The 22015-nt window shown below is 37.6% G+C and carries 22 protein-coding genes and 1 riboswitch; of the genes, 14 read left to right on the top strand and 8 right to left on the bottom strand.

Annotation, left to right across the window (positions count from 1 at the left end; translation table 11 throughout):
- The first annotated feature begins 2 nt into the window (after positions 1-2).
- From C3V42_RS07060 to mtgA, 6 genes are all read left to right on the top strand, one after another.
- Positions 3-560 carry a septation protein A gene (locus tag C3V42_RS07060; RefSeq protein ID WP_106014093.1) on the top strand — a complete coding sequence of 186 codons (558 nt, stop codon included), beginning with the start codon at positions 3-5 and terminating at the stop codon, positions 558-560.
- Positions 560-1042 (top strand): acyl-CoA thioester hydrolase YciA, encoded by a 483-nt coding sequence (gene yciA, locus C3V42_RS07055; protein WP_065265285.1) that lies wholly within the window; start codon positions 560-562, stop codon positions 1040-1042. Before C3V42_RS07060 ends, yciA begins: the two co-directional genes overlap by 1 nt.
- An 11-nt stretch (positions 1043-1053) precedes the next feature.
- Complete coding sequence (locus tag C3V42_RS07050) at positions 1054-1350, top strand: YciI family protein (protein WP_048953820.1); 297 nt, start codon at positions 1054-1056, stop codon at positions 1348-1350.
- Positions 1351-1461: 111 nt separating this feature from the next.
- On the top strand, positions 1462-3246 hold the full coding sequence (locus C3V42_RS07045) for a transglycosylase SLT domain-containing protein (protein WP_106014092.1): 1785 nt from the start codon (positions 1462-1464) through the stop codon (positions 3244-3246).
- Positions 3247-3277: 31 nt separating this feature from the next.
- On the top strand, positions 3278-3583 hold the full coding sequence (gene trpR, locus C3V42_RS07040) for a trp operon repressor (protein WP_048953822.1): 306 nt from the start codon (positions 3278-3280) through the stop codon (positions 3581-3583).
- Positions 3570-4310, top strand: coding sequence for a monofunctional biosynthetic peptidoglycan transglycosylase (mtgA, locus tag C3V42_RS07035; protein WP_106014324.1), 741 nt, complete (start codon positions 3570-3572; stop codon positions 4308-4310). The genes trpR and mtgA overlap by 14 nt, the downstream gene beginning before the upstream one ends.
- Positions 4311-4368: 58 nt before the next feature.
- On the opposite strand, the gene C3V42_RS07030 is transcribed toward mtgA, so the two are convergent.
- Positions 4369-5583 carry a pyridoxal phosphate-dependent aminotransferase gene (locus C3V42_RS07030; protein WP_106014091.1) on the bottom strand — a complete coding sequence of 405 codons (1215 nt, stop codon included), beginning with the start codon at positions 5581-5583 and terminating at the stop codon, positions 4369-4371.
- Positions 5584-5739: 156 nt separating this feature from the next.
- On the opposite strand from C3V42_RS07030, the gene C3V42_RS07020 reads away from it, so the two are divergent.
- The 4 genes from C3V42_RS07020 to C3V42_RS07005 are packed head-to-tail and all read left to right on the top strand — an operon-like array spanning position 5740 to position 10907.
- Positions 5740-7044, top strand: coding sequence for an isochorismate synthase MenF (locus C3V42_RS07020; protein ID WP_164994230.1), 1305 nt, complete (start codon positions 5740-5742; stop codon positions 7042-7044).
- Entirely contained in the window at positions 7025-8731 is a 1707-nt protein-coding gene (gene menD / locus C3V42_RS07015) for a 2-succinyl-5-enolpyruvyl-6-hydroxy-3-cyclohexene-1-carboxylic-acid synthase (protein ID WP_106014088.1), read from the top strand. The genes C3V42_RS07020 and menD overlap by 20 nt, the downstream gene beginning before the upstream one ends.
- A gap of 60 nt (positions 8732-8791) precedes the next feature.
- Positions 8792-9535, top strand: coding sequence for a 2-succinyl-6-hydroxy-2,4-cyclohexadiene-1-carboxylate synthase (gene menH, locus C3V42_RS07010; RefSeq protein WP_106014087.1), 744 nt, complete (start codon positions 8792-8794; stop codon positions 9533-9535).
- Positions 9536-9590: 55 nt separating this feature from the next.
- Positions 9591-10907, top strand: a complete 1317-nt coding sequence (locus tag C3V42_RS07005) for an MFS transporter (protein ID WP_046942200.1) — start codon at positions 9591-9593, stop codon at positions 10905-10907.
- 71 nt (positions 10908-10978) lie between these two features.
- Here C3V42_RS07005 and raiA read toward each other — a convergent pair whose 3' ends face one another.
- The 7 genes from raiA to C3V42_RS06970 form a co-directional block, all read right to left on the bottom strand.
- On the bottom strand, positions 10979-11302 hold the full coding sequence (gene raiA, locus C3V42_RS07000) for a ribosome-associated translation inhibitor RaiA (RefSeq protein WP_106014086.1): 324 nt from the start codon (positions 11300-11302) through the stop codon (positions 10979-10981).
- Between the two features lie 234 nt (positions 11303-11536).
- On the bottom strand, positions 11537-12907 hold the full coding sequence (locus C3V42_RS06995; protein ID WP_106014085.1) for a sodium:alanine symporter family protein: 1371 nt from the start codon (positions 12905-12907) through the stop codon (positions 11537-11539).
- A gap of 111 nt (positions 12908-13018) precedes the next feature.
- Positions 13019-13129, bottom strand: a riboswitch (glycine riboswitch).
- Between the two features lie 190 nt (positions 13130-13319).
- Positions 13320-14141, bottom strand: a complete 822-nt coding sequence (locus C3V42_RS06990) for a metal ABC transporter permease (protein WP_106014084.1) — start codon at positions 14139-14141, stop codon at positions 13320-13322.
- Positions 14134-14982, bottom strand: a complete 849-nt coding sequence (locus C3V42_RS06985) for a metal ABC transporter permease (RefSeq protein ID WP_046942622.1) — start codon at positions 14980-14982, stop codon at positions 14134-14136. The genes C3V42_RS06990 and C3V42_RS06985 overlap by 8 nt, the downstream gene beginning before the upstream one ends.
- 3 nt (positions 14983-14985) lie before the next feature.
- Positions 14986-15906 carry an ATP-binding cassette domain-containing protein gene (locus C3V42_RS06980; protein ID WP_005637461.1) on the bottom strand — a complete coding sequence of 307 codons (921 nt, stop codon included), beginning with the start codon at positions 15904-15906 and terminating at the stop codon, positions 14986-14988.
- Positions 15906-16766, bottom strand: coding sequence for a metal ABC transporter substrate-binding protein (locus C3V42_RS06975; RefSeq protein ID WP_226385911.1), 861 nt, complete (start codon positions 16764-16766; stop codon positions 15906-15908). The genes C3V42_RS06980 and C3V42_RS06975 overlap by 1 nt, the downstream gene beginning before the upstream one ends.
- Positions 16767-16990: 224 nt before the next feature.
- Positions 16991-17869, bottom strand: a complete 879-nt coding sequence (locus C3V42_RS06970) for a serine hydrolase (RefSeq protein ID WP_106014083.1) — start codon at positions 17867-17869, stop codon at positions 16991-16993.
- Between the two features lie 246 nt (positions 17870-18115).
- Between C3V42_RS06970 and C3V42_RS06965 the strand changes: the two genes are divergently transcribed.
- From C3V42_RS06965 to ispG, 4 genes are all read left to right on the top strand, one after another.
- Positions 18116-19267 carry a bifunctional tRNA (adenosine(37)-C2)-methyltransferase TrmG/ribosomal RNA large subunit methyltransferase RlmN gene (locus tag C3V42_RS06965; protein ID WP_164994229.1) on the top strand — a complete coding sequence of 384 codons (1152 nt, stop codon included), beginning with the start codon at positions 18116-18118 and terminating at the stop codon, positions 19265-19267.
- Positions 19268-19367: 100 nt separating this feature from the next.
- Positions 19368-19910, top strand: coding sequence for a type IV pilus biogenesis/stability protein PilW (gene pilW / locus C3V42_RS06960; protein WP_106014081.1), 543 nt, complete (start codon positions 19368-19370; stop codon positions 19908-19910).
- Positions 19911-19980: 70 nt separating this feature from the next.
- Positions 19981-20892 (top strand): RodZ family helix-turn-helix domain-containing protein, encoded by a 912-nt coding sequence (locus C3V42_RS06955; RefSeq protein WP_106014080.1) that lies wholly within the window; start codon positions 19981-19983, stop codon positions 20890-20892.
- 11 nt (positions 20893-20903) lie between these two features.
- A complete protein-coding gene (gene ispG / locus C3V42_RS06950) occupies positions 20904-22010 on the top strand; it encodes a flavodoxin-dependent (E)-4-hydroxy-3-methylbut-2-enyl-diphosphate synthase (RefSeq protein WP_106014079.1) in 1107 nt (368 codons plus the stop codon).
- Positions 22011-22015: the final 5 nt, after the last annotated feature.

The following is a 22015-nucleotide window of genomic DNA, read 5'->3' as shown; positions in this document are numbered from 1 at the left end:
AGATGAAACAACTACTTGAATTTATCCCTTTAGTACTATTTTTTGTTACATACAAACTTGCCGGCGTACGCGATGCAGCCATTGTACTTGTGATCGCAACCATTATTCAGCTAATTGTTTTGAAATGGAAATATAGCAAAATTGAAAAACAACAAAAAATCATGGCTGGTTCAGTTATTTTCTTCGGTTTATTAACTGCATATTTCAATGAAATTCGCTATCTTCAATGGAAAGTAACAATTATTAATGCATTATTTGCTATTATTTTATTAATTGCACAATTCCAATTTAAAATACCCTTAGTAAAAAAGTTACTAGGAAAAGAAGTGCAATTACCAGATAAAGTATGGAATAATCTAAATCTCGGCTGGGCACTATTTTTTATTATTTGTATGTTGGTAAATATTTATATTAGCCATAATATGTCAGAAGAGGCATGGGTAGATTTCAAATCTTTTGGTATTCTTGGAATGACTGTGGTTGCGACTCTTATTTCAGGTGCATATATTTATCGCTATTTACCCAAAGATAAAACGCATTCAAAAGACGGAGAAAAATAATGTCTTCTAATTTTCTTATTGATAAAAACGGTCGACAGTCAAAAGGTGTTCTCTTATTAAGAACACTTGCAATGCCATCAAACACTAACGCCAATGGTGATATATTCGGCGGTTGGATTATGTCTCAAATGGATATGGGGGGAGCCATTTTAGCTAAAGAAATAGCTCATGGTCGAGTCGTAACCGTTGCTGTTGAAAGTATGAATTTCATCAAACCTATTTCAGTTGGAGATGTCGTTTGTTGTTACGGGCAATGTCTAAAAATAGGCCGCTCATCCATTAAAATAAAAGTAGAAGTTTGGGTAAAAAAAGTTGCTAGTGAACCTATTGGTGAACGCTATTGCGTGACAGATGCAGTATTTACTTTTGTTGCTGTCGATAGCAATGGTAAATCACGTACAATTCCGCGTGAAAATAATCATGAATTAGAAAAAGCACTAGCTTTGATTGCAGAACTTGAATCTGAACAAACTAATCAATAAAAGGAGCCATTATGTACTACGTTATTTTTGCTCAAGATATTCCAAATACGTTAGAAAAACGTCTTGCCGTGCGTGAGCAACATTTAGCCCGCTTAAAACAACTTCAAAAAGAAAATCGTCTGCTCATTGCTGGCCCAAATCCAGCAATTGATGATGAAAATCCTGGTGAAGCAGGTTTTACAGGTTCAACAGTCATTGCACAATTTGAAAACCTGCAAGCAGCCAAAAATTGGGCTGCGCAAGATCCTTATGTGGAAGCAGGCGTATACGGTGAAGTAATTATAAAACCATTCAAAAAAGTGTTTTAGCATTTCTAGATATGTGAATTCGAAAGGCTTATCCAAAAATAAAAATGTGTGTGAAATCAGTATATTTCACACTCTCATATACGATTCCATGAATAAAAAACATTTCATTCTATGAAAAAACAAGTTCTTATTTTCCTCACTGTTTTTACTATACTTTCCACATTGGCTGAAGAGCCTACTATAACCAATAATCCCTCCGTTATTAATCTAGAACAAGAAAAGCAAATTTGGAAACAAACACAACACCAATCGTATTTGACTCACTTAGCGCAACGTGAGACTTTCTTACAAATTGAAAACCTATTAAAAAGTGCGGTTAGAAATCAACAATTTTCTGAAAACACCCAAGAGCTTACGAAGAATTTAATTAGATCAATCCCAGAGTATCCTTTACAAATGGATCTCATTTTACGTTTTTGGGAAACAAAAATTCGATTTTTGAAATCTAATGATGAAAAAAATATATCTCTGGCAAACAATGAACTCGACAAACTTATCGCTCAAAATCCCCTATTTATAACCAAATCATTGAAAGAGTTAAAACAAAAATTGAAAAATCTTATCAGTGATTCCAAAGATATTTCAGATAAAACTATACAAGATAAAGATTTACAGGATAAAGTGGTTCAAATAGAGGATCCGGCTAAGTTACCTGAAATTATAGAAAATAGCGATCCCTCTACCTTAAAAAAAGATGTTTTACTTGAGGCCTTCCCTCGGTATCTAAAAACACGTCCAGAAAAAATACAGAACCCAAGTTTTGTACCTTATCAACAATGGGCTGAAATTTGGCAACTTTCAGAAGATGAGGTAAAACAATGGAAAATCGCATTTTTGACACGTTTTTTTGATAATGAAAATACTGATTTCCAAGCATGGCGTGATACACAAATAGCCCAATTAAAAACCGATAATCTTACTGAACGTCGTTTACGAATGGCTATTTGGCAAAAAAATAACCTCACACCCTGGCTTTCTTTACTTTCTGATACAGCAAAAGAAAAACAAGAATGGCGTTACTGGATAGCCAAAAATGATCAACAAAATATAACAGAAAAACTTACCGCGCTTTCTCAAGAACGTGGTTTTTATCCTATGTTGGCGGCAGCTCAATTAAAAAAAATTTATAAAATTGACATCCCTCACTCACCTAATCTTAGCATAGAAGAACAAAAATCATTTGAGAGCGCATTTAATATAATTTCTGAATTACGTGAGCTGGGGCGATACGGATTAGCCAAACAACATTGGCGAGTATTATTAGATAATACTGATTTCAATACACAGCTAAAACTTGCAAAATATGCACAAGAACAACAATGGTATGAATTGTCAGTTGATAGTACCATTGTCGCTAAAGCTTGGGATTATCTTAATTTGCGTCTGCCGAATGCTTATTCTGATTATTTTGATATTGCGTTAAAGAACTTAAACATCAGTAAAACCTTTTCTATGGCGATTGCTCGTCAGGAAAGCGCTTGGAATCCAATGGCTCTATCATCAGCAAATGCCAAAGGACTCATGCAACTTTTACCAGCAACCGCTAAATTAACCGCTGAAAATAATCAAATTCCATATTTAAATGAACAAGATTTATTTAAGCCATTAAATAATATTTTGCTCGGCACGGCACATTTGAATGACCTTAATAACCTATATCCCAATAATAGAATATTAATTGCCGCATCTTACAATGCTGGTACAAATCGAGTAAATCAATGGCTCTACCGTGCCAATAATAAGCTAACATTAGATGAATTTGTCGCATCAATTCCGTTTTATGAAACTCGTGATTATGTTCAAAATACTATTGTCTACGATTTTTACTATCAAATTTTACAACAAAAAGAAAATCCACAAATGTTTAGCCAAGAAGAATGGGATCGGCTATACTAAACGCACTAGTTTAATAGTATAAGGTGATAACATGTATATTAGTCGCAATTTAGAACAATGGAATGCATTTTTGTCCATGCTACAGACTGCTTTTAAAGAAAACAAAGCTCAAGAATTGCTAACCTTGTTATTAACTGCTGACGAACGCGACGCAGTGGGATTACGCCTACAAATTGTTTCACAATTATTAGATAAAAATCTTTCTCAACGTGAAATTCAACAAAATTTGAATACAAGTGCCGCCACTATTACACGTGGTTCTAATATGATAAAAATAATGGATTCAGATTTTATGAAATGGGTGAAAGAACATCTTGATAACATTGAAAAAAAGTAAACGGATTTTTACCGCACTGTCTCACTTATCTCTTCCCCACTGGTGGCAAAAAAATTGGCAACGCGTTGCCTTTCTATTTTTCCTCACCATTTTTATTTTTTTATTCATTTTTCGTTTTCTGCCTATCCCATTTTCAGCCTATATGGTACAACAAAAAATTGGGCATATTCTACAAGGTGATTTTCGTTATAAAACGCAATATGATTGGGTTAATTTAGAAAACATATCTCCCTCTGTTCAACTCGCTGTTATTGCATCTGAAGATCAACGCTTTCCTGATCACTTTGGTTTTGATTTCGAGGCGATTCAACGAGCCATAAAATACAACGAAAAATTCCCTAAAAGGGTTCGTGGTGCCTCTACAATCTCTCAGCAAACTGCAAAAAATCTCATTCTTTGGCATGGGCAAAATTGGTTACGTAAAGGATTAGAAGTTCCTGCAACCCTACTACTTGAAATCACTTGGTCTAAAAAAAGAATTTTAGAAGTCTATTTAAATATTGCTGAGTTTGGTAATGGAATATTCGGTATTGAAGCGGCAAGTCACTATTATTTCAAAAAGGCAGCAAAAAATTTAACCTCAAATGAAGCTGCGCTTCTTGCAGCTATTTTACCTAACCCGATTATTTATAATGCGAATAAACCAAGTGCTTTAATACGTAAAAAACAAGCATGGATATTGCGTCAAATGAGAAATTTAGGTACCGAATATCTCAACGGCTTATAATATAAAAAGGGGAATGATTCTAGTCCTCCCCCTTTTTAAATCCCGTTCAACCCCATCATTACTGATGATAACTTTCCAAAAATCTTCCTAATTTTGTAATGGCTTCTTCAAGTTGATTCACATAAGGAAGGGTAACAACACGGAAGTGATCAGGTGAATGCCAATTAAATCCTTTACCGTGCACAAGTAGCACTTTTTCTTGGCGGAGCAAATCCAGCACCATTTTTTCATCACTGTGAATATTGAATTTTTTCACATCAATTTTCGGGAACATATACATTGCTCCCATTGGTTTCACGCAAGTAATGCCTGGAATTTGAGTGATGAGATCATAGGCTTTGTTACGTTGCTCAAGTAATCGGCCGCCCGGTAAAATAAATTCATTAATACTTTGATAGCCACCTAGTGCGGTTTGAATTGCATGTTGCATTGGTACGTTAGCGCATAAACGCATTGATGCCAGCATATCCAAGCCTTCAATATAACCTTTCGCATTATGTTTTGGGCCATTTAAAATCATCCAACCTTGGCGGAAGCCCGCAACTCGATAAGCTTTTGATAAACCATTCAGCGTAACGGTTAATAAATCAGGAGCAAGCGCGGCAATGTGATGATGTACTGCGCCATCATATAAAATTTTGTCGTAGATTTCGTCGGCGAAGATAATCAAATTATTTTGGCGAGCGATTTCTACAATTTCTTGTAATAATTCTTTGCTATACACTGCACCCGTTGGGTTGTTCGGGTTGATGATGACAATCGCTTTAGTTTTCGCATTCACCTTGGCTTTAATATCATCAATAGCGGGGAACCAATTTGCTTCTTCATCACAAAGGTAATGAACAGCTTTACCGCCAGAAAGTGTTACCGCAGCAGTCCAAAGGGGATAATCAGGCATCGGCACGAGTACTTCATCACCATCATTGAGTAATGCTTGCATAGCCATTGTAATAAGCTCAGAGACGCCGTTACCAATATACACATCATTGACGGTCGCGCCATGAATCCCTTTTGATTGATAATATTGAACAATGGCTTTACGAGCAGAATATAAACCTTTTGAATCACAGTAGCCTTGCGCTGACGGCAAATTACGTAATACATCCACCAAAATTTCATCGGGTGCTTCAAAGCCGAAAGGTGCGGGATTGCCGATATTAAGTTTTAAAATTTTATTGCCTTCTTCTTCTAAGCGTAGTGCTTCTTTGTGCACGGGGCCGCGAATGTCATAACACACGTGTTCTAATTTGTCGGATTTTGGGAATAATCGCATAGTGAAATCCTTTTGTTTCTAATAAATTTTTCGAGAAAAGTGCGGTTAATTTACGCTGAATTTTCAATATTGAAAAGATTTTGTAAAAAAATTTTTTGTCATTAACAATCTGCGGTAGAATACGGCTAATTTTTTGTGTATTTAAAACAAAATCTAATGAGTTATTTAGCGCAGGCAATAGGCGAGTTAAAATCGCAAATTCACGCATATTTACAGCAATCAACGAATGAACTTGTCCGTTTTCAGGTGAAACTGGACAAGGTCGATTTGTTGGCGTGGCTGAAAGGTCAATCTGCGTATCCACAATTTTATTTACATTTTCGTGATGAACCAAAAGCATTGGCTGCCCTTGGTGAAGCTCGGTCATTTTCACAGTTAAATTTAGCACAAGAGTTTATTGAAGAAAGTGGTTTCCCACTAGTAGGCGGTTTGCAATTTCAAGGTACCGCACAATTTGTATTACCAAAAATTCTTGTTGAACAGGATGAGAAAGGCGCATTGGTATCATTTTTTGTGAAAGATGAACAAAGTGCGAATGATACTTTAGCCCACCTCAAAACTTTTGAAAATCTCACCGCACTTTCTGCTTTGCCAAAACAAATTCCTTTGCATACAGAGCCTCGAGCGAATGAAAGAACTTGGTGCGATTGGGTAAATCAGGCTTTGGTAGAAATTAAAAGTGGGGAATTGACAAAAATTGTATTAGCCAATGAAACCACTTTTCATTTAAAGCAAGCGATTAATGCGTACGATTTTTTAGCAGAAAGCGAAAAACAAAATCAAGGTTGTTATCATTTTTTGTGGGCTGAACATCCTCATTCAGTTTTTGTCGGTTCTACGCCAGAACGCCTATTTGCTCGTGAGTATAACTTGTTGCTAACCGAAGCTTTGGCGGGGACTGCATCGGTTTCTGAAAGTGAGGAAGAAACGCAATCTCAAGCCAATTGGTTGTTAAATGACGAGAAAAATTTAAAAGAAAATTGGTTGGTCGTAGAAGATATTTCGCAGAATTTACGTAAGCAAGTAGAAAGTTTTGACGTAAGCAATGTGGAATTGAAACTGTTACGTAAAGTACAACATTTGATTCGTAAAATTCGTGCAAATTTGTCCGCACATTATGCAGATGTAAATATATTAAAAGCGATTCATCCTACAGCTGCGGTATCTGGTTTGCCACAGCAACAAGCCAAAATGAGTTTGTCAGAAATTGAAACCTTTGATCGAGGCTGGTATGCGGGAACATTGGGGGTGATGAGTGATGTATGTTCAGAGTTTTGTGTGGCGATTCGTTCTGCCTTTATTGAAGGTCATCGTATCCGAGTATTTGCTGGCGCTGGCATTGTGGCGGGCTCGCAGCCATTGGAAGAATGGAAAGAAATTGAACGTAAAGCAGCAGGGTTGATTTCCTTGTTTGCAGAAGAAAATGATAACGGAGAAAAAAATGTCGGTAAGCGTATTTAATCGTTGTTGGTCGAAAGTGATTTTAGAAACCTTGGTACGCCAAGGCGTTTCTCACGTTTGTATCGCGCCAGGTTCGCGTTCGACACCTTTAACTCTTGAAGCCGTACGTTTGCAAAATGCGGGTTCAGTCACTTGTCATACGCATTTTGATGAACGTGGTTTAGGTTTTTTTGCCTTGGGTATTGCTAAGGCAACTCAATCACCTGTTGCCATTATTGTGACATCAGGCACGGCAACTGCAAACCTTTATCCCGCAATTATTGAAGCACGCCAAACTGGTGTTAATCTATTTGTTTTAACTGCTGATCGTCCACCAGAACTTTGGGAGTGCGGTGCAAATCAGGCTATTTTGCAGCAAAATATGTTTGGTCAGTATCCGGTTGCAAATGTTAATTTACCTAAACCGAACGAGGATTATTCTGCGCAATGGTTGATTTCTCTACTTGAACAGGCTGCCTTTCAACAAAAACAACAAGGTGGTGTTGTTCATATTAATGTGCCATTTGCCGAGCCACTTTATGATGCAACTGATGAGGAAGTAGATTCTCACCTTTGGCTGCTGCCGTTACAACGCTGGTTAATTCAAACTAAGCCTTGGATGAATGTGGAAGCTCAACAGAACGAAGTATTAATGCATGAAAACTGGGATCATTGGCGTACCAAACGTGGTGTCGTTGTGGTTGGTCAATTACCTGCAGAACAAGCGATGGGCATTAATTCTTGGGCAAGCGCTATGGGCTGGGTGTTACTGACGGATATTCAATCTGGTGTTGTTCCAACGACGCCTTATGAAGATATTTGGCTCGCAAACCAAACTGTTCGTGAAAAACTTCTGCAAGCTGATATTGTGATTCAATTTGGTGCACGCTTTATTAGTAAACGAATTAATCAATTCTTACAAGCGTTTAAAGGTGAATTTTGGTTGGTTGAACAAAGCGGTAAAGCATTGGATCCTTACCATCATTCATTGACAAGATTCAATGCTAAAGCACATCATTGGTTGCGTGCGCATCCACCTTTACGCCAAAAGCCTTGGTTGCTTGAGCCGTTAGCTTTATCTAAGTTCTGTGCGACCTTTATTGAACAGCAAGTAGGCGGAAATTTAACGGAAGCTTCACTTGCATTACGTTTACCAACACTTTTACCTTATAACGGTGTTTTATTTTTAGGTAATAGTTTACTTGTTCGTCTGGTTGATGCGCTAACGCAATTACCAGAAAGTTATCCTGTTTATACCAATCGTGGCGCGAGTGGAATTGATGGTTTGTTGGCTACGGCTGCTGGAATTGGTATTGGTTCAAATAAACCTGTTGTTGCGGTGATTGGCGATACGTCCACTTTATATGATCTAAATTCTTTCGCATTATTCAAAAATGTTACGCAACCAACGGTAATCTTTGTGATCAATAATAATGGTGGCGCGATTTTTGATATGTTACCAGTGGATGAACAAGTCAAAGATCAGTTCTATCGATTACCGCATAATGGCGATTTTTCTCAAATCGCGGCAATGTTCGATCTTAAATACGCTCATCCTTATACTTGGGCAGATCTTAATTCTGTTGTTAAACAGGCTTATAGTCGTCGCAAGGCAACGTTAATTGAAATTAAAACGAATCCGAGTGATGGTAGCAGTTTGTATAAACGCTTAATCGAGCAAATTAGCCACGCAGTGATTGGTGCTTAAGTATTCTGTAGGCGGGCTTTAGTCCGCCATATTTTATTATTTCTATCAATAATCCCTTCAATGATAAACATCATTTTTCTTCACGGACTTCTTGGTACAAAAGAGGACTGGCAAAAAGTCATTGAAAATCTACCGCACTTTAATTGTATTGCGCTAGATTTGCCTTTTCACGGGCAAGCTAAAGATATTGAAGTCACAAATTTTGAAGAAACGGCGGAGTATTTGGCTCAACAAATTAAAAGTGCGGTGAAAAATAAACCGTATTTTCTTGTTGGGTATTCTCTAGGTGGACGGATCGCTTTGTATTATGTGCTGCAGGCTCAGGTGGAAAGATCTAATTTGCAAGGTGTTATTTTAGAAGGGGCGAATCTAGGTTTAAAAACAGACGAAGAAAAGCAGGCTCGTTTTCAGCAGGATTTTGCTTGGGCGCAACGTTTTGTACAAGAATCGCCAGAAAATGTATTAAATGATTGGTATCAACAGCCCGTATTTTCTCATTTGACTGCAGAAGAAAGACTGCAGTTAGTTGAAAAACGAAAATCAAATTGCGGTGAAAATATTGGCAAGATGCTGATGGCGACAAGTCTATCCAAACAACCTGATTTTAGTGAAAAAGTGCGGTTAAGTTCTTTGCCATTTTTTTATTTTTGTGGGGAACGAGATCATAAGTTCCAGGTTCTAGCCAAAGAAAATCAAATAGATTTAGTAACCATTCCTTCCGCTGGGCATAACTCACATTTAGAAAATTCAAAATATTTCTCTAAAAGAATAGAAAGTTGCGTATTAAAAATTGCTAGACCTTAGTTAAAATGCTAGGATTCGATCCTTTATCTTTATAAGAAACTACTAAGGAAACACAATGTCTACACAACTTCGTAATAATCCGATGAAAGTGGCGTTAGCCTCGATGGTCGGTACGGCAATCGAATTCTTTGATTATTATATCTATGCAGCTGCCGCTGTATTAGTTTTCAATACGCAATTCTTCCATAGCGATGATCCGCTTTCTAATGATTTACTTTCTCTTTCTACGCTTGCTTTAGCATTTTTTGCACGTCCTATTGGTTCTGCATTATTTGGTCACTTTGGCGATAAAATCGGTCGTAAAAAAACCTTGGTTGCCTCCCTTGTTTTAATGGGTGGTTCAACAGTAGTAATTGGCTTACTTCCTAACTATGCTCAAATCGGTATCTGGGCGCCAATTTTGCTTTGCGTATGCCGTGTTGGCCAAGGAATTGGACTTGGTGGTGAATGGGGCGGTGCAGCTTTAGTCGCAACAGAAAATGCGCCAGAAGGCAAACGAGCTTGGTACGGTACTTTCCCTCAATTAGGTGCGCCAATTGGCTTATTTGTAGCGAATGCAACATTCTTCTTAGTTAGCTATTTCCTCGGGCAAGATGCTCTTGTGGAATGGGCATGGCGTATTCCGTTTGTATCTTCCGTTTTATTAGTTGCGGTTGGCTTATATGTTCGCTTAACTTTACATGAAAGCCATGTATTTGTGGAAGCGGAGCAAAAAGGGAAAAAATTGAATGCACCAGTGAGTGTTGTTTTTACTAAACACTTAAAACCAATGATTATTGGCACATTTATCATGGTTGCAACTTATTCTCTATTTTACATTATGACGGCTTTTGCTCAGGCATATTCTCGAACCGCACCAAAGATTTCTGAAGCAGGTTATGCGCTTGGCTTAGGCATCCCAGCAAATACATTTACTGGCTTGTTATTAATTAGTGCTATTGTATTTGGTATTTTTATCAGTATTTCTGGTGTTTATGCCGATAAAATCGGTCGCCGTAAATGGTTGATTTGGGTGACTGTTGCTGTTGGTGTGCTCGGTTTAACCATGCCATTCTTCTTAGAAAATGGTACTCCAATGAGTGTATTTGCATTTTTAGTAATTGGTATGGCGATCATGGGGATGACATTTGGCCCAATGGCTGCGCTATTACCAGAATTATTCCCAACAGAAGTCCGTTATTCAGGCGCATCTCTCGCCTATAATTTAGCATCCATTATTGGTGCAACGATTGCAGCGATGATTTCTTTAAAAATTAATGCATCATTTGGTGTGATGGGCGTAGGTATTTATTTAGCAATCAATGCCCTCATGACGCTATTGGCATTATTAGCATCAAAAGAAACCAAAAATGTAGATTTAACACAAATCTAATCCTAGTAAGAAAAAAGAGCGGTGAAATTTCACCGCTCTTTTGCTTTTCTTTCTTTAGTTTATTTTCAATATTAACTTTCAAACGAATCTTTTAAGCGTTCATCTGCTCGGCGAGATTCACTTTTATGTTGAAGTTTATTAAGCTGGCGCTCTAATTTTTCTTCAACTTCATTAATTGCTTTATACATATCATCTGAGGTTGCACTTGCCAATAAATTGCCCAGTGGCGTGCCAATAGATGCCTCTACAGTAAATCCATTCGGTACTTTGTTTAAAACAAAATGGGGGGTAATTAACTGTGTTTGCCATTTACCTAATTTCGCGAGTCTTTCCTCCACGTGTTCACGAATTGCAGGGGTGATTTCCATTTGTTTGCTGGTGATATTAAGTGTCATAGCATTTACCTCTTTGTTGCGTGATTTATAGTTTTCTTTAACTACAAAATAGCTTTCTTAATTCGGGTTTTCAAGGGTTTTAAGAGGAAATCTCAAAGTAATTTTTAAAAATATGATCTATGTCTAATTTCTGAAAAAAGCTGCTTTTCTTTCTAAGATAAGTTGTTAAGATGAGAAATTGTGATAAGAAAAAGGTGTGGATATTGACTGTATCCACACCTTTTTTTTATTTGATTATTCTACGATTTCATCTTGATCGTGATGATTTATTTTCAAGCGTTGGAAATAATCTTTTGTTTCTTCAATCACAATTTTTCGCAATCCAATGAGAGCGATGAGATTTGGAAAGGCCATTAAACCATTTACGATATCGGAGATAATCCATATTAAATTTAAGTGTAAGAATGAGCCTAACCCCACCAACACAATATAAGCTAAACGATATAGTTTTACGCCACGAATACCAACGAGATAAACAAAACAACGTTCACCATAGTAACACCAGCCTAAAATAGTTGTGAATGCAAAAAATAATAAACCGACAGTTACAATTGTTGCGCCAATTGATGTCCCTAAACCTTGTGCAAAGGCGTAGTTTGTTACTGTTGCACCCGCTAACTCAGGGTTATTCCAAGCGCCTGTTAACACTAATACAATACCTGTCATTGTACAAACGATGATGGTATCCAAGAATGTACCTGTCATGGAAATTAAGCCTTGTCGGACAGGTTCACGAGTTTGTGCCGCTGCGGCTGCAATTGGTGCACTTCCTAAACCTGATTCATTGGAGAAAATACCTCGAGCGACGCCTGATTGAATAGCCTTCATTACGGTAAAGCCAACAACCCCGCCTAGCGCAGCTTGCGGATCAAAAGCACTATAAATAATTAATGAGATCGCATCTGGTACTTTTTCTATATTTAAAAGGATAATAACCAGTGAAGTTGTAACGTATAAAATCGCCATAAACGGCACAATTACCGATGATGCGGTTGCGATACGTTTTACACCACCAAGAATGATTAAACCGACTAAAAGCGTTACAATAATTGCGGTAACTAAAACAGGAATATTAAAAGTATCTTGCATTGCATGGGTAATCGCATTGACCTGTGGGAATGTACCGATCCCGAAAAAGGCCACCATTACACCAAATAATGCAAATAATTTTGCTAGCCACTTGATACCTAGACCGCGTTCAATGTAATACATTGGACCGCCAGCCATAAAGCCATTTTTATCACGAACACGATATTTAACTGCGAGTAAACATTCGGCATATTTTGTTGCCATTCCTAACAAGGCGACCAACCACATCCAAAAAATAGCGCCAGGTCCACCTGCTTGTACAGCAGTTGCAACGCCTACAATATTCCCTGTTCCAATTGTTGCGGCTAATGCAGTACAAAGTGCGGCAAAAGATGATACATCCCCTTTTCCACCTTTATCTTTTTTAAATAAATAACCTAGCGCTCGTGGTAAATAGCGAACTTGAATAAAGCCTAAACGTAGCGTTAAATAGAGCCCCGTTCCCGATAAGAGTATGAGTAGCGGTGCGCCCCAAATAAAGCTATCAATAGCTGAAAGAATTGACTCAATTGTCATGTGATTCCTCGTCGTTTAAATCAAAAATAAACACGACAAGAAGACGAAAAGATACAATGGAAAAGAAAGTGCGGTGAAAAGATAGATAATTTCCACACTTACGATAGATTGTCTTTTGCCCCTGTCCTTTTGCCTGAGCGTTTGAAAAACGATTGAAAAATTAACCGCTCTTTTGCGCCTTCGGCGTCCATTTCTAAAATGGATCTCTCCAAGGGTTCGTCCAGTAACAGTCCCTGCCATCGCACCTGAAAGATTTTACATCGTCGGTGTGGGGTCAATTCCCCACTCTCCAGCTACCTTCATCCGAACTCACTTTTCATTCCTATATAAGAGATAAAAAGCGCATGAATTCTAACAAAATAAGAAATAAATTTCAAAAACCATTTTGAATAATAAGTTAAGTAATAAAAACTTAGTACGTTTTTTGCTTTATGCGACTCAAAAATAATGCTCCTATGAAAAATATCGCTTGTAATAAAATAATACAAGCACCAGTTGACGCATCAAAATGATAGCTCAATATTACACCAATTAGGCTTGATGTAATGGAACTGACAATAGCAATCCATAACATTTTATCAAAAGATTTTGTGAGCGTAAGTGCGGTAATTCCTGGTGCAATTAACATTGCCACCACCAAAATAACGCCTACCACTTGCATCGTGCTTACAATGGTTAAAGCAAGCAGCATTAATAATCCATAATGTAAAATTTTAGGAGAAAGTCCTGCAACACGAGCATGACTTGGGTCAAAACAATAAAGCAAAAAGTCTTTACGTTTAAAGACAATCATACAAAAAATTATCGCAGAAATAACCGCACTTTGAATAAGCTCTTGATGACTTACGCCCAACACATTACCAAACAAAATATGCGTTAAATGCTGCTCTGTTTGAATTTTGGTGAACATAACAAGACCAATAGCAAACATTCCAGAAAATACAATGCCCATTGCGGTATCTTCTTTTATGCGACTATTTTCTTTCAAATATCCCACGCCAAGCGAGCAAAAAATGCCTGAGAAAAATGCGCCAATCGCTAAAGGAATTCCTGCCAAATACGCAAGCACAATACCAGGCAACACCGCATGGGAAATCGCATCGCCCATTAATGACCAACCTTTCAAGACTAAATAGCAAGAAAGCAACGCACAAATAATTGAAACAATAAATGCGGTCAACAAAGCATTTTGCATAAACTCAAATTGTAGCGGTTCTAAAAGCCAATCAAACATTTTCTACCGCCTTTTTATTGCGAGTAAGTAAGCCATATTTTGGTGAAAATAAAAAAGCAGCTAAAAACAATATGGTTTGCAATGTGACAATCACACCGCCAGTGGCACCATCTAAATAATAGCTAATATAGACCCCAACAAAACTTGTCACCGCCCCTAAAATAATAGCGATGATTGACAAGGTTTTGAATTTATCTGTGAGTAAATATGCTGTCGCACCTGGGGTAACGACCATCGCAATCACTAAAATCGCGCCTACAGTTTGCAAGGCAGCAACCACACAAGCACTCAATAATGTGAAAAATAAAATTTTATAAAATAATGGAGAAAGACCGACTGTAATCGCTTGTGTTTCATCAAAAAAAATCAGCAATAAATCCTTCCAAAATAATAAAAGCAATACTAAACAAACTCCGATGATAATTGCCACTTGGTAAATGTCTTCGTCAGCAATGCCTAAAATATTGCCTAAAATGATACTTTGCACATTTACTGCGGTTGGATTTAAAGAAATGATCAATAGACCTAATGCAAAGAAAGTGCTAAAAATAAACCCGATAACAGCATCTTCTTTCAGTTTAGAAATGGATTTAATCCAAAGAATGGAAAGTGCGGCTAAAATCCCGGCAAAAAATGCACCAAGTGCATAAGGCAAAGAAAAGGCATAAGCTATCGCGACACCAGGCACAACAGAATGAGAAAGTGCATCGCCAATCAAAGACCAGCCTTTAAGCATTAAATACGAAGACAGAAAAGCACAAATCCCACCAACTGCGGTACTCAAGATCATCGCCTTGAGCATATAATCATAGGAGAAAGGTTCTAATAATAATGCTAACATGCCTTAATCCTTCTCTTTTTTGACCGCACTTTTACAAGGACAGTCTTCAAAATGACAATCCTGTGTTGTTGGCGCTGGAGGATCTTGCTTAGTTTCGCCATAGAATACAACGGCTTTTTCATCATCCGTTAAGACAGTAACCGCACGTTTATCTTCATCGTTATGTAAATCCTCACCCAACAATTTAATATGGCGTAATACCCCACCAAACACAATTTCCAAATTATGTTGGTTAAAGGTATCTTCCGTTTTCCCTGCTGCAATCACCGTACGATTAATCATCACTACTTGATCACAGAAATCTGGGACAGACCCTAAGTTATGGGTTGAAACAAGAATAAGATGGCCTTCTTCTCGAAGCTGTTGGAGAAGATCAACAATGGCATTTTCAGTTTTTACATCAACGCCAGTGAAAGGTTCATCCAATAAAATAATTGGACTTTGTTGTGCTAAAGCGCGGGCCAAAAACACGCGTTTTTTCTGCCCGCCAGATAACTCACCGATTTGACGATGCGCGAGATGTTCAATGTTCACTCGCTGCATCGCCTCTTGAACTTTTTGTTTATCAATCGCTTTGGGGATACGAAGGAAATTCATGTACCCATAACGCCCCATCATCACGACATCATACACTGACACAGGAAATTGCCAGTCTACTTCTTCAGATTGTGGAACATAAGCAACCAAATTACGTTTCAGTGCTTGGGAAATTGGCAGATCACAAAGTTTGATTTCACCTTGTTGTGGCTTCACAAGCCCCATTATGCTTTTAAATAACGTGGATTTACCACTGCCATTCACACCCACTAATGCACAAATAGTTCCACTGTTTAATGAGAACGTCATATTGTGAATAGCTGTGTGGCCATTGTTGTAACGAACAGTTACATCATTAACCCAAATTGATGTCGAGAAAGAGTCCATTATTTTCCGAATCCTTTAACAATGGTTGATACAGTTACGTTAAGCAAATCAATATAAGTTGGCACAGGGCCTTTTTTCGCAGAAAGTGAATCAACGTACAACACGCCACCGTATTTTGCGCCACTTTCTTTCGCTACTTGTTGTGCTGGTTTTGCTGAAATTGTACTTTCACTAAACACAACAGGAATATTGTTTTTACGAACTAAATCAATCACTTTACGCACTTGTTGTGGTGTGCCTTGTTGTTCAGCATTGATTGGCCATAAATAACCTTCTTTTAAGTTGTAATCTTTCGCCAAATAACTGAAAGCACCTTCACTTGTCACAAGCCAGCGTTGAGCTTCTGGAATTTGTGCCAATTTTGCACGAAGTGGTTCATCAAGTTGTTTGATTTTTTGAGCATAATCAGCGGCATTTTTTTCGTACACTGCTGCATTTTGTGGATCGTATTTCACCAATGCATTTTTAATATTTTCAATATAAATTAATGCATTAGATGGCGACATCCACGCATGTGGATTAGGCGCATCTTTATACGGGCCTTCATAAATAGACAATGGTTGAATACCTTCAGTCACCACTACTGCTGGTTTGTCTTTAATATTTTGGAAGAAACGTTCAAACCAACGTTCCAAATTTAAGCCGTTCCATAGAATTAAATCGGCAGACTGTGCTTTCACAATATCTTTTGGAGTAGGTTCATATTCATGAATTTCAGCACCTGGTTTGGTGATAGATTCCACTGTAGCCGCATTACCCGCCACATTTTGTGCGATATCTTGAATCACAGTGAAGGTGGTGACGACTTTGAATTTTGCATTAGCCTGCATTGCAAACAAACCAAGTGCAAGTGCGGTCATAATTTTTAATGAATTACGCATAATATGTCCTTATAAAAAAGTATAGAGGTTGGATGCCTGAATAATCGCTCAACTGCTCAACAATTATTCATCATGGGTAATAGTACTATTTTTATTACGTTTTTCAAATGAAAATAATTATCAAATTATGTGATTATTTTTAATTACATAGAGAATAACAAAAAATGTGATAGATTTTCCCTATGTGTTCAATGGTTATTCTATTAGCCTGATACTTTCTTTATTAGGTCATTTAAGCCTTCTTCATCATAGCCATCTTCATATTGTGCCTCACCTTCAACATCATGAATGGTTCGTCCATTCAATGCCGTACAACCATATTTTTCTAATTTGTTTTTAGTAAAGCTAGAACGATATGCAGAAGAAGAATTATTGAGACTAATTACACCAATGGTGGAACTTTTACATGGGTGTTTATTGATAAAAACAAGGTTATAACCAGATTCTCGAATGTAGCCTGTCTTATTTACTACCGCATCAAAAATTTCATCACGCACTAATTTATTTGTATTTTTCATTAATACGCTATGTCTTCCAGCTTGAATATTCGTAGCGCTGATGTTAGATAATTGTCGAATTTCAGGCTTATTTAAAGAATGTTTAGCAAGTTTAACTAAATCCATAGGACTGGAAATATTGCTACTCGATAAACCAGAACTATCATGAAAACGAGTAGAATACATGCCTAATTGGCGAGCTTTTTCATTCATTTTATGAATAAATTGTATTCTGCTCATTCCTGCAGCACGAGAAAGCGCATGAGCGGCATAGTTATCAGAATGCACAAGCATCGCCTTTAATAATTCTCTGCAAGCCATCGGAACATTCATCGGCAACTTGGTGCTTGTACCTTTAATGTAATCACGATCGTCACTGGTTATCGCAATGGTACAATTAGGATTTGTATTATTCTCTAGAAAAACGTTCGCCGTCATTAATTTCGTTACAGAAGCAATGGGCTGAACGCTATCAGGCGCATGGCTTTCCAACACTCGATTATGCGTAAAATCATACACAACATAAGACTGTGCCCCCGCAAAAGAAGGACACAAAGATAAAATAAATAAAGCTTTTTTAAACATTATTGGTCACCTTAGAAAATAGGCTTACATTTTACCGCACTTTTTACGCTGTAATTGGAAATATTTGCGATCTAGATCGCAAAAAAGTGCGGTGATATTTTCTATCGTTTTTCAATTCCGCTAGATTATGCGGTGACAAATCTGTACAATCGCCGTTCATTTTTTAATTGCGAATTTTTCGTTGTGAGTTTTTTGATAAAACACCAACACAACGCTATCGCCACAATGTGTAATAACGAGGCTAAAATGTCAGAATTATTGTCTGTGCAATCAGATGCACCAGCTAAAAAAATTAATCTAATGGATTTAACGCGCCAACAAATGCGCGAATTTTTTAAAGAACTCGGCGAAAAACCATTCCGAGCAGATCAGTTAGTAAAATGGATTTATCATTTTGGCGAAGATAACTTCGACAATATGACAAACATTAATAAAAAATTACGTGAAAAACTTAAGGCTGTTGCAGAAATTAAAGCCCCAGAAGTTGCCGTTGAACAGCGTTCAGCCGATGGCACGATAAAATGGGCAATGCAAGTGGGCGAACAGCAAGTTGAAACCGTGTATATTCCCGAAGCAGATCGCGCTACGCTTTGTGTATCTTCCCAAGTTGGCTGTGCCTTAGCTTGTACATTCTGTTCAACAGCACAACAAGGATTTAATCGAAATTTGACGGTTTCAGAAATTATCGGCCAAGTTTGGAGAGCCTCTAAAATTATTGGCAACTTTGGAGTGACTGGCATTAGACCAATTACAAATGTGGTAATGATGGGAATGGGTGAACCCTTATTAAATGTTGCTAATGTTGTCCCCGCAATGGAAATTATGTTAGATGACTTTGCTTATGGTTTATCAAAACGTCGTGTCACTTTATCGACTTCTGGCGTTGTGCCGGCATTGGATAATTTAAGCAAAATGATCGATGTGGCTTTGGCTATATCATTACATGCGCCAAACGATGAATTACGTGATGAAATTGTGCCAATCAACAAAAAATATAATATCAAAACTTTGATTGACTCAGTAAATCGTTATTTGAGTGTATCAAATGCGAATCACGGCAAAGTGACAATTGAATATGTCATGCTCGATCATGTAAATGATAGCGTAGAACATGCTCATCAACTTGCAGAAGTATTAAAAAATACGCCTTGTAAAATTAATTTAATTCCGTGGAATCCGTTCCCTGAAGCGCCTTATGCAAAAAGCTCGAATACACGTATTGACCGATTCCAAAAAACCTTAATGGAATATGGCTTTACCGTGATTATTCGTAAAACGCGAGGAGATGACATTGATGCAGCTTGCGGACAGTTAGCAGGAGATGTTATCGATCGTACTAAACGTACGGCAATGAAACGCCAATTTGGACAAAATATTGGGGTGACAGAAGTTAATTAATATTCTAGGCATGTGAATTAATCAAGTTCACATGCCCTATGTTTTCATACAAATTAAAGCATATTAAATATTTCTTCCTGCCCTCTTAAAAGGAGAAAAAATGCAAAAAATAAGTAAACAACTCAGTGCGGTTATTTCCCCTTTCATTTTTTCTGCTTGCGTTTCTCAATCAACCATTCAAGATTTCAATCAACAATCTGCAGCGAAAGCTCGCGTAGAACTTGCCCTCGGTTACCTTCAACAAAATAATCCTCAACTCGCTAAAATCAACTTAGATAAAGCACTTCAACACGATAAAGATTACTATCTCGTGCATTCAGCTCTTGCACATTATTATCAGCGACAAGGGGAAATAGAGAATGCACATCGTGAATATGAAATAGCTTTAAAGCTCAATAATCAACAGGGGGATTTACATAATAATTTTGGCACATTTTTATGTCGTCAAAAGCAATTTGAACAAGCTCAGCAGCAATTTCAACTCGCACTGAATTCACCTAATTATTATCATCAAGCAGATACATTTGAAAATATGGCCCTTTGTGCTTATTCCGCTAAAAAAATGGATATTTATCAACAAGCATTACAAAAATTGCGACAAACAGATAGTAAACGAGCGGAAAAATTTAATACCTTTAAATAAAGCATTGCCAAATCAAGCGTTGGACTTTAAAATTTAGTCTTTATTTATCGCATATTATTTAATTGAATTTATGAATCCAACAACTGAGCAAGAACTTTCACCAGGTGAGATTTTTCGCCAAGCACGTGAAAACTTGAATCTTTCTCTCGAAGACGTCGCCAAAGAAATTTCGCTGCGTCCCTCCATATTACAACAACTTGAAAACAACGAATTTATTCAAAAATCTACCCCTACAATCTTTGTAAAAGGTTACGTGCGTAGTTATGCCAAATTCTTACGCTTACCTGATTCTGTATGGGAAAATATTACATTTGCAGAGAACGATAAAAACGATCTGAGTAAAAATGCTCGTTCAACTCGTGAAGTAAATCAATATTCTTCCCACTCTCGTTGGGTCGGGCGTTTATCTATCATTGTACTTATTTTAGTCCTTGGCATGACTGGACTTTGGTGGTGGCAAAGTTATCAGCAAAATAACCAAGAACGTGATGACTTAGTACAAAGCTATGTTGCCTCTACCGAAAACAATCAGCCAGTCACAGCTCTTGTGACGACAGAAGAAAGTAATAAAACTGCACCAGAAACAACCGCAGCAGTCTCACAACCAGTAGAAATAACAAATAATGTGTTACCAGAAATAGCACAAGAAAATGCCGTTCCACAAACAAAAAACGATGAAAAATCAGTTTCTGACACTCAAAGTGCGGTAGAAAATCCATCAATTTCTCCAGCAGCTCCTACTGTAAAAGGAGACTTGATTGTAGAAATTTTAAATAATACGAGCTGGCTCAGCGTAAAAGATAAAAATCGCCGAGTATTAGCACAAAAAGAGTACAAAAAAGGTGAAGTATTAACTTTTAATGGAGATGAGTTTTCATTAATTGTTGGCGCACCAAGTAATGTGCGTATCACCTATAAAGGTGAAAATTATCCATTAAAAGTGGATGGCCGCATTGCAAAATTCAAACTTTCACAGCCTTAATAAGGAAAAAGATGTCAGCTTTTCAACCAAGCATTAAGCGTCGTGAATCGACAAAAATTTATGTAGGAAATGTACCCGTTGGTGGTGATGCACCAATTGCCGTGCAATCAATGACAAATACTCGCACCACTGATGTGGAGGCGACTGTTGCTCAAATTAAATCATTAGAACGTGTTGGCGCAGATATCGTTCGCGTATCTGTTCCAACAATGGATGCCGCAGAAGCATTTAAACAAATTAAACAACAAGTGAATGTCCCGCTCGTGGCAGATATTCATTTCGACTATCGTATCGCGCTAAAAGTCGCAGAATATGGAGTAGATTGTTTACGTATCAATCCAGGCAATATTGGTCGTGAAGATCGCATCCGTGCCGTTGTTGATTGTGCTCGTGACAAAAATATTCCGATTCGTATCGGCGTAAACGCTGGCTCTTTAGAAAAAGATCTGCAAGAAAAATACAGCGAGCCAACACCAGAAGCATTATTAGAATCAGCATTACGTCATGTAGAAATTCTGGACCGTCTTAATTTCGATCAATTTAAAGTGAGTGTAAAAGCCTCTGATGTGTTCTTAGCGGTAGAAGCTTATCGTTTACTTGCCAAATCTATCAAGCAGCCATTACATTTAGGTATTACAGAGGCGGGGGGCGCACGTGCAGGTGCGGTTAAATCTGCAATAGGTTTAGGTATGTTACTTGCCGAGGGTATTGGTGACACATTACGTGTATCATTAGCAGCCGATCCTGTAGAGGAAATTAAAGTAGGTTTTGATATTCTTAAATCTTTACGAATTCGCTCTCGTGGCATTAATTTTATTGCGTGCCCAACGTGCTCTCGCCAAGAGTTTGATGTAATCGGTACAGTAAATGCGTTAGAACAACGCCTTGAAGATATTATTACACCAATGGATGTATCAATTATCGGTTGCGTAGTGAATGGTCCTGGCGAAGCGCTCGTATCTGATCTCGGGGTAACTGGTGGTAACAAAAAAAGCGGTTATTATCTTAATGGCGAACGCCAAAAAGAACGCTTCGATAACGAAGATATTGTTAACCAATTAGAAGCAAAAATTCGTGCAAAAGTCGCACAACAAGATCCTAAAAACAGAATTATTTAAGGAAA

Source organism: Haemophilus sp. oral taxon 036, from assembly GCF_002998595.1.
Taxonomy (GTDB): Bacteria; Pseudomonadota; Gammaproteobacteria; order Enterobacterales; family Pasteurellaceae; genus Haemophilus; species Haemophilus haemolyticus_K.
This window is presented reverse-complemented; position numbering and strand designations above follow the sequence as displayed.

Bases quoted from the DNA above. Each gene is read 5' to 3' on its own strand.
- C3V42_RS07060 (WP_106014093.1), top strand. From the start codon at position 3: ATGAAACAACTACTTGAATTTATCCCTTTAGTACTATTTTTTGTTACA.
- yciA (WP_065265285.1), top strand. From the start codon at position 560: ATGTCTTCTAATTTTCTTATTGATAAAAACGGTCGACAGTCAAAAGGT.
- C3V42_RS07050 (WP_048953820.1), top strand. From the start codon at position 1,054: ATGTACTACGTTATTTTTGCTCAAGATATTCCAAATACGTTAGAAAAA.
- C3V42_RS07045 (WP_106014092.1), top strand. From the start codon at position 1,462: ATGAAAAAACAAGTTCTTATTTTCCTCACTGTTTTTACTATACTTTCC.
- trpR (WP_048953822.1), top strand. From the start codon at position 3,278: ATGTATATTAGTCGCAATTTAGAACAATGGAATGCATTTTTGTCCATG.
- C3V42_RS07030 (WP_106014091.1), bottom strand. From the start codon at position 5,583: ATGCGATTATTCCCAAAATCCGACAAATTAGAACACGTGTGTTATGAC.
- C3V42_RS07020 (WP_164994230.1), top strand. From the start codon at position 5,740: ATGAGTTATTTAGCGCAGGCAATAGGCGAGTTAAAATCGCAAATTCAC.
- menD (WP_106014088.1), top strand. From the start codon at position 7,025: ATGTCGGTAAGCGTATTTAATCGTTGTTGGTCGAAAGTGATTTTAGAA.
- menH (WP_106014087.1), top strand. From the start codon at position 8,792: ATGATAAACATCATTTTTCTTCACGGACTTCTTGGTACAAAAGAGGAC.
- C3V42_RS07005 (WP_046942200.1), top strand. From the start codon at position 9,591: ATGTCTACACAACTTCGTAATAATCCGATGAAAGTGGCGTTAGCCTCG.
- raiA (WP_106014086.1), bottom strand. From the start codon at position 11,302: ATGACACTTAATATCACCAGCAAACAAATGGAAATCACCCCTGCAATT.
- C3V42_RS06995 (WP_106014085.1), bottom strand. From the start codon at position 12,907: ATGACAATTGAGTCAATTCTTTCAGCTATTGATAGCTTTATTTGGGGC.
- C3V42_RS06990 (WP_106014084.1), bottom strand. From the start codon at position 14,141: ATGTTTGATTGGCTTTTAGAACCGCTACAATTTGAGTTTATGCAAAAT.
- C3V42_RS06985 (WP_046942622.1), bottom strand. From the start codon at position 14,982: ATGTTAGCATTATTATTAGAACCTTTCTCCTATGATTATATGCTCAAG.
- C3V42_RS06980 (WP_005637461.1), bottom strand. From the start codon at position 15,906: ATGGACTCTTTCTCGACATCAATTTGGGTTAATGATGTAACTGTTCGT.
- C3V42_RS06975 (WP_226385911.1), bottom strand. From the start codon at position 16,766: ATGACCGCACTTGCACTTGGTTTGTTTGCAATGCAGGCTAATGCAAAA.
- C3V42_RS06970 (WP_106014083.1), bottom strand. From the start codon at position 17,869: ATGTTTAAAAAAGCTTTATTTATTTTATCTTTGTGTCCTTCTTTTGCG.
- C3V42_RS06965 (WP_164994229.1), top strand. From the start codon at position 18,116: ATGTCAGAATTATTGTCTGTGCAATCAGATGCACCAGCTAAAAAAATT.
- pilW (WP_106014081.1), top strand. From the start codon at position 19,368: ATGCAAAAAATAAGTAAACAACTCAGTGCGGTTATTTCCCCTTTCATT.
- C3V42_RS06955 (WP_106014080.1), top strand. From the start codon at position 19,981: ATGAATCCAACAACTGAGCAAGAACTTTCACCAGGTGAGATTTTTCGC.
- ispG (WP_106014079.1), top strand. From the start codon at position 20,904: ATGTCAGCTTTTCAACCAAGCATTAAGCGTCGTGAATCGACAAAAATT.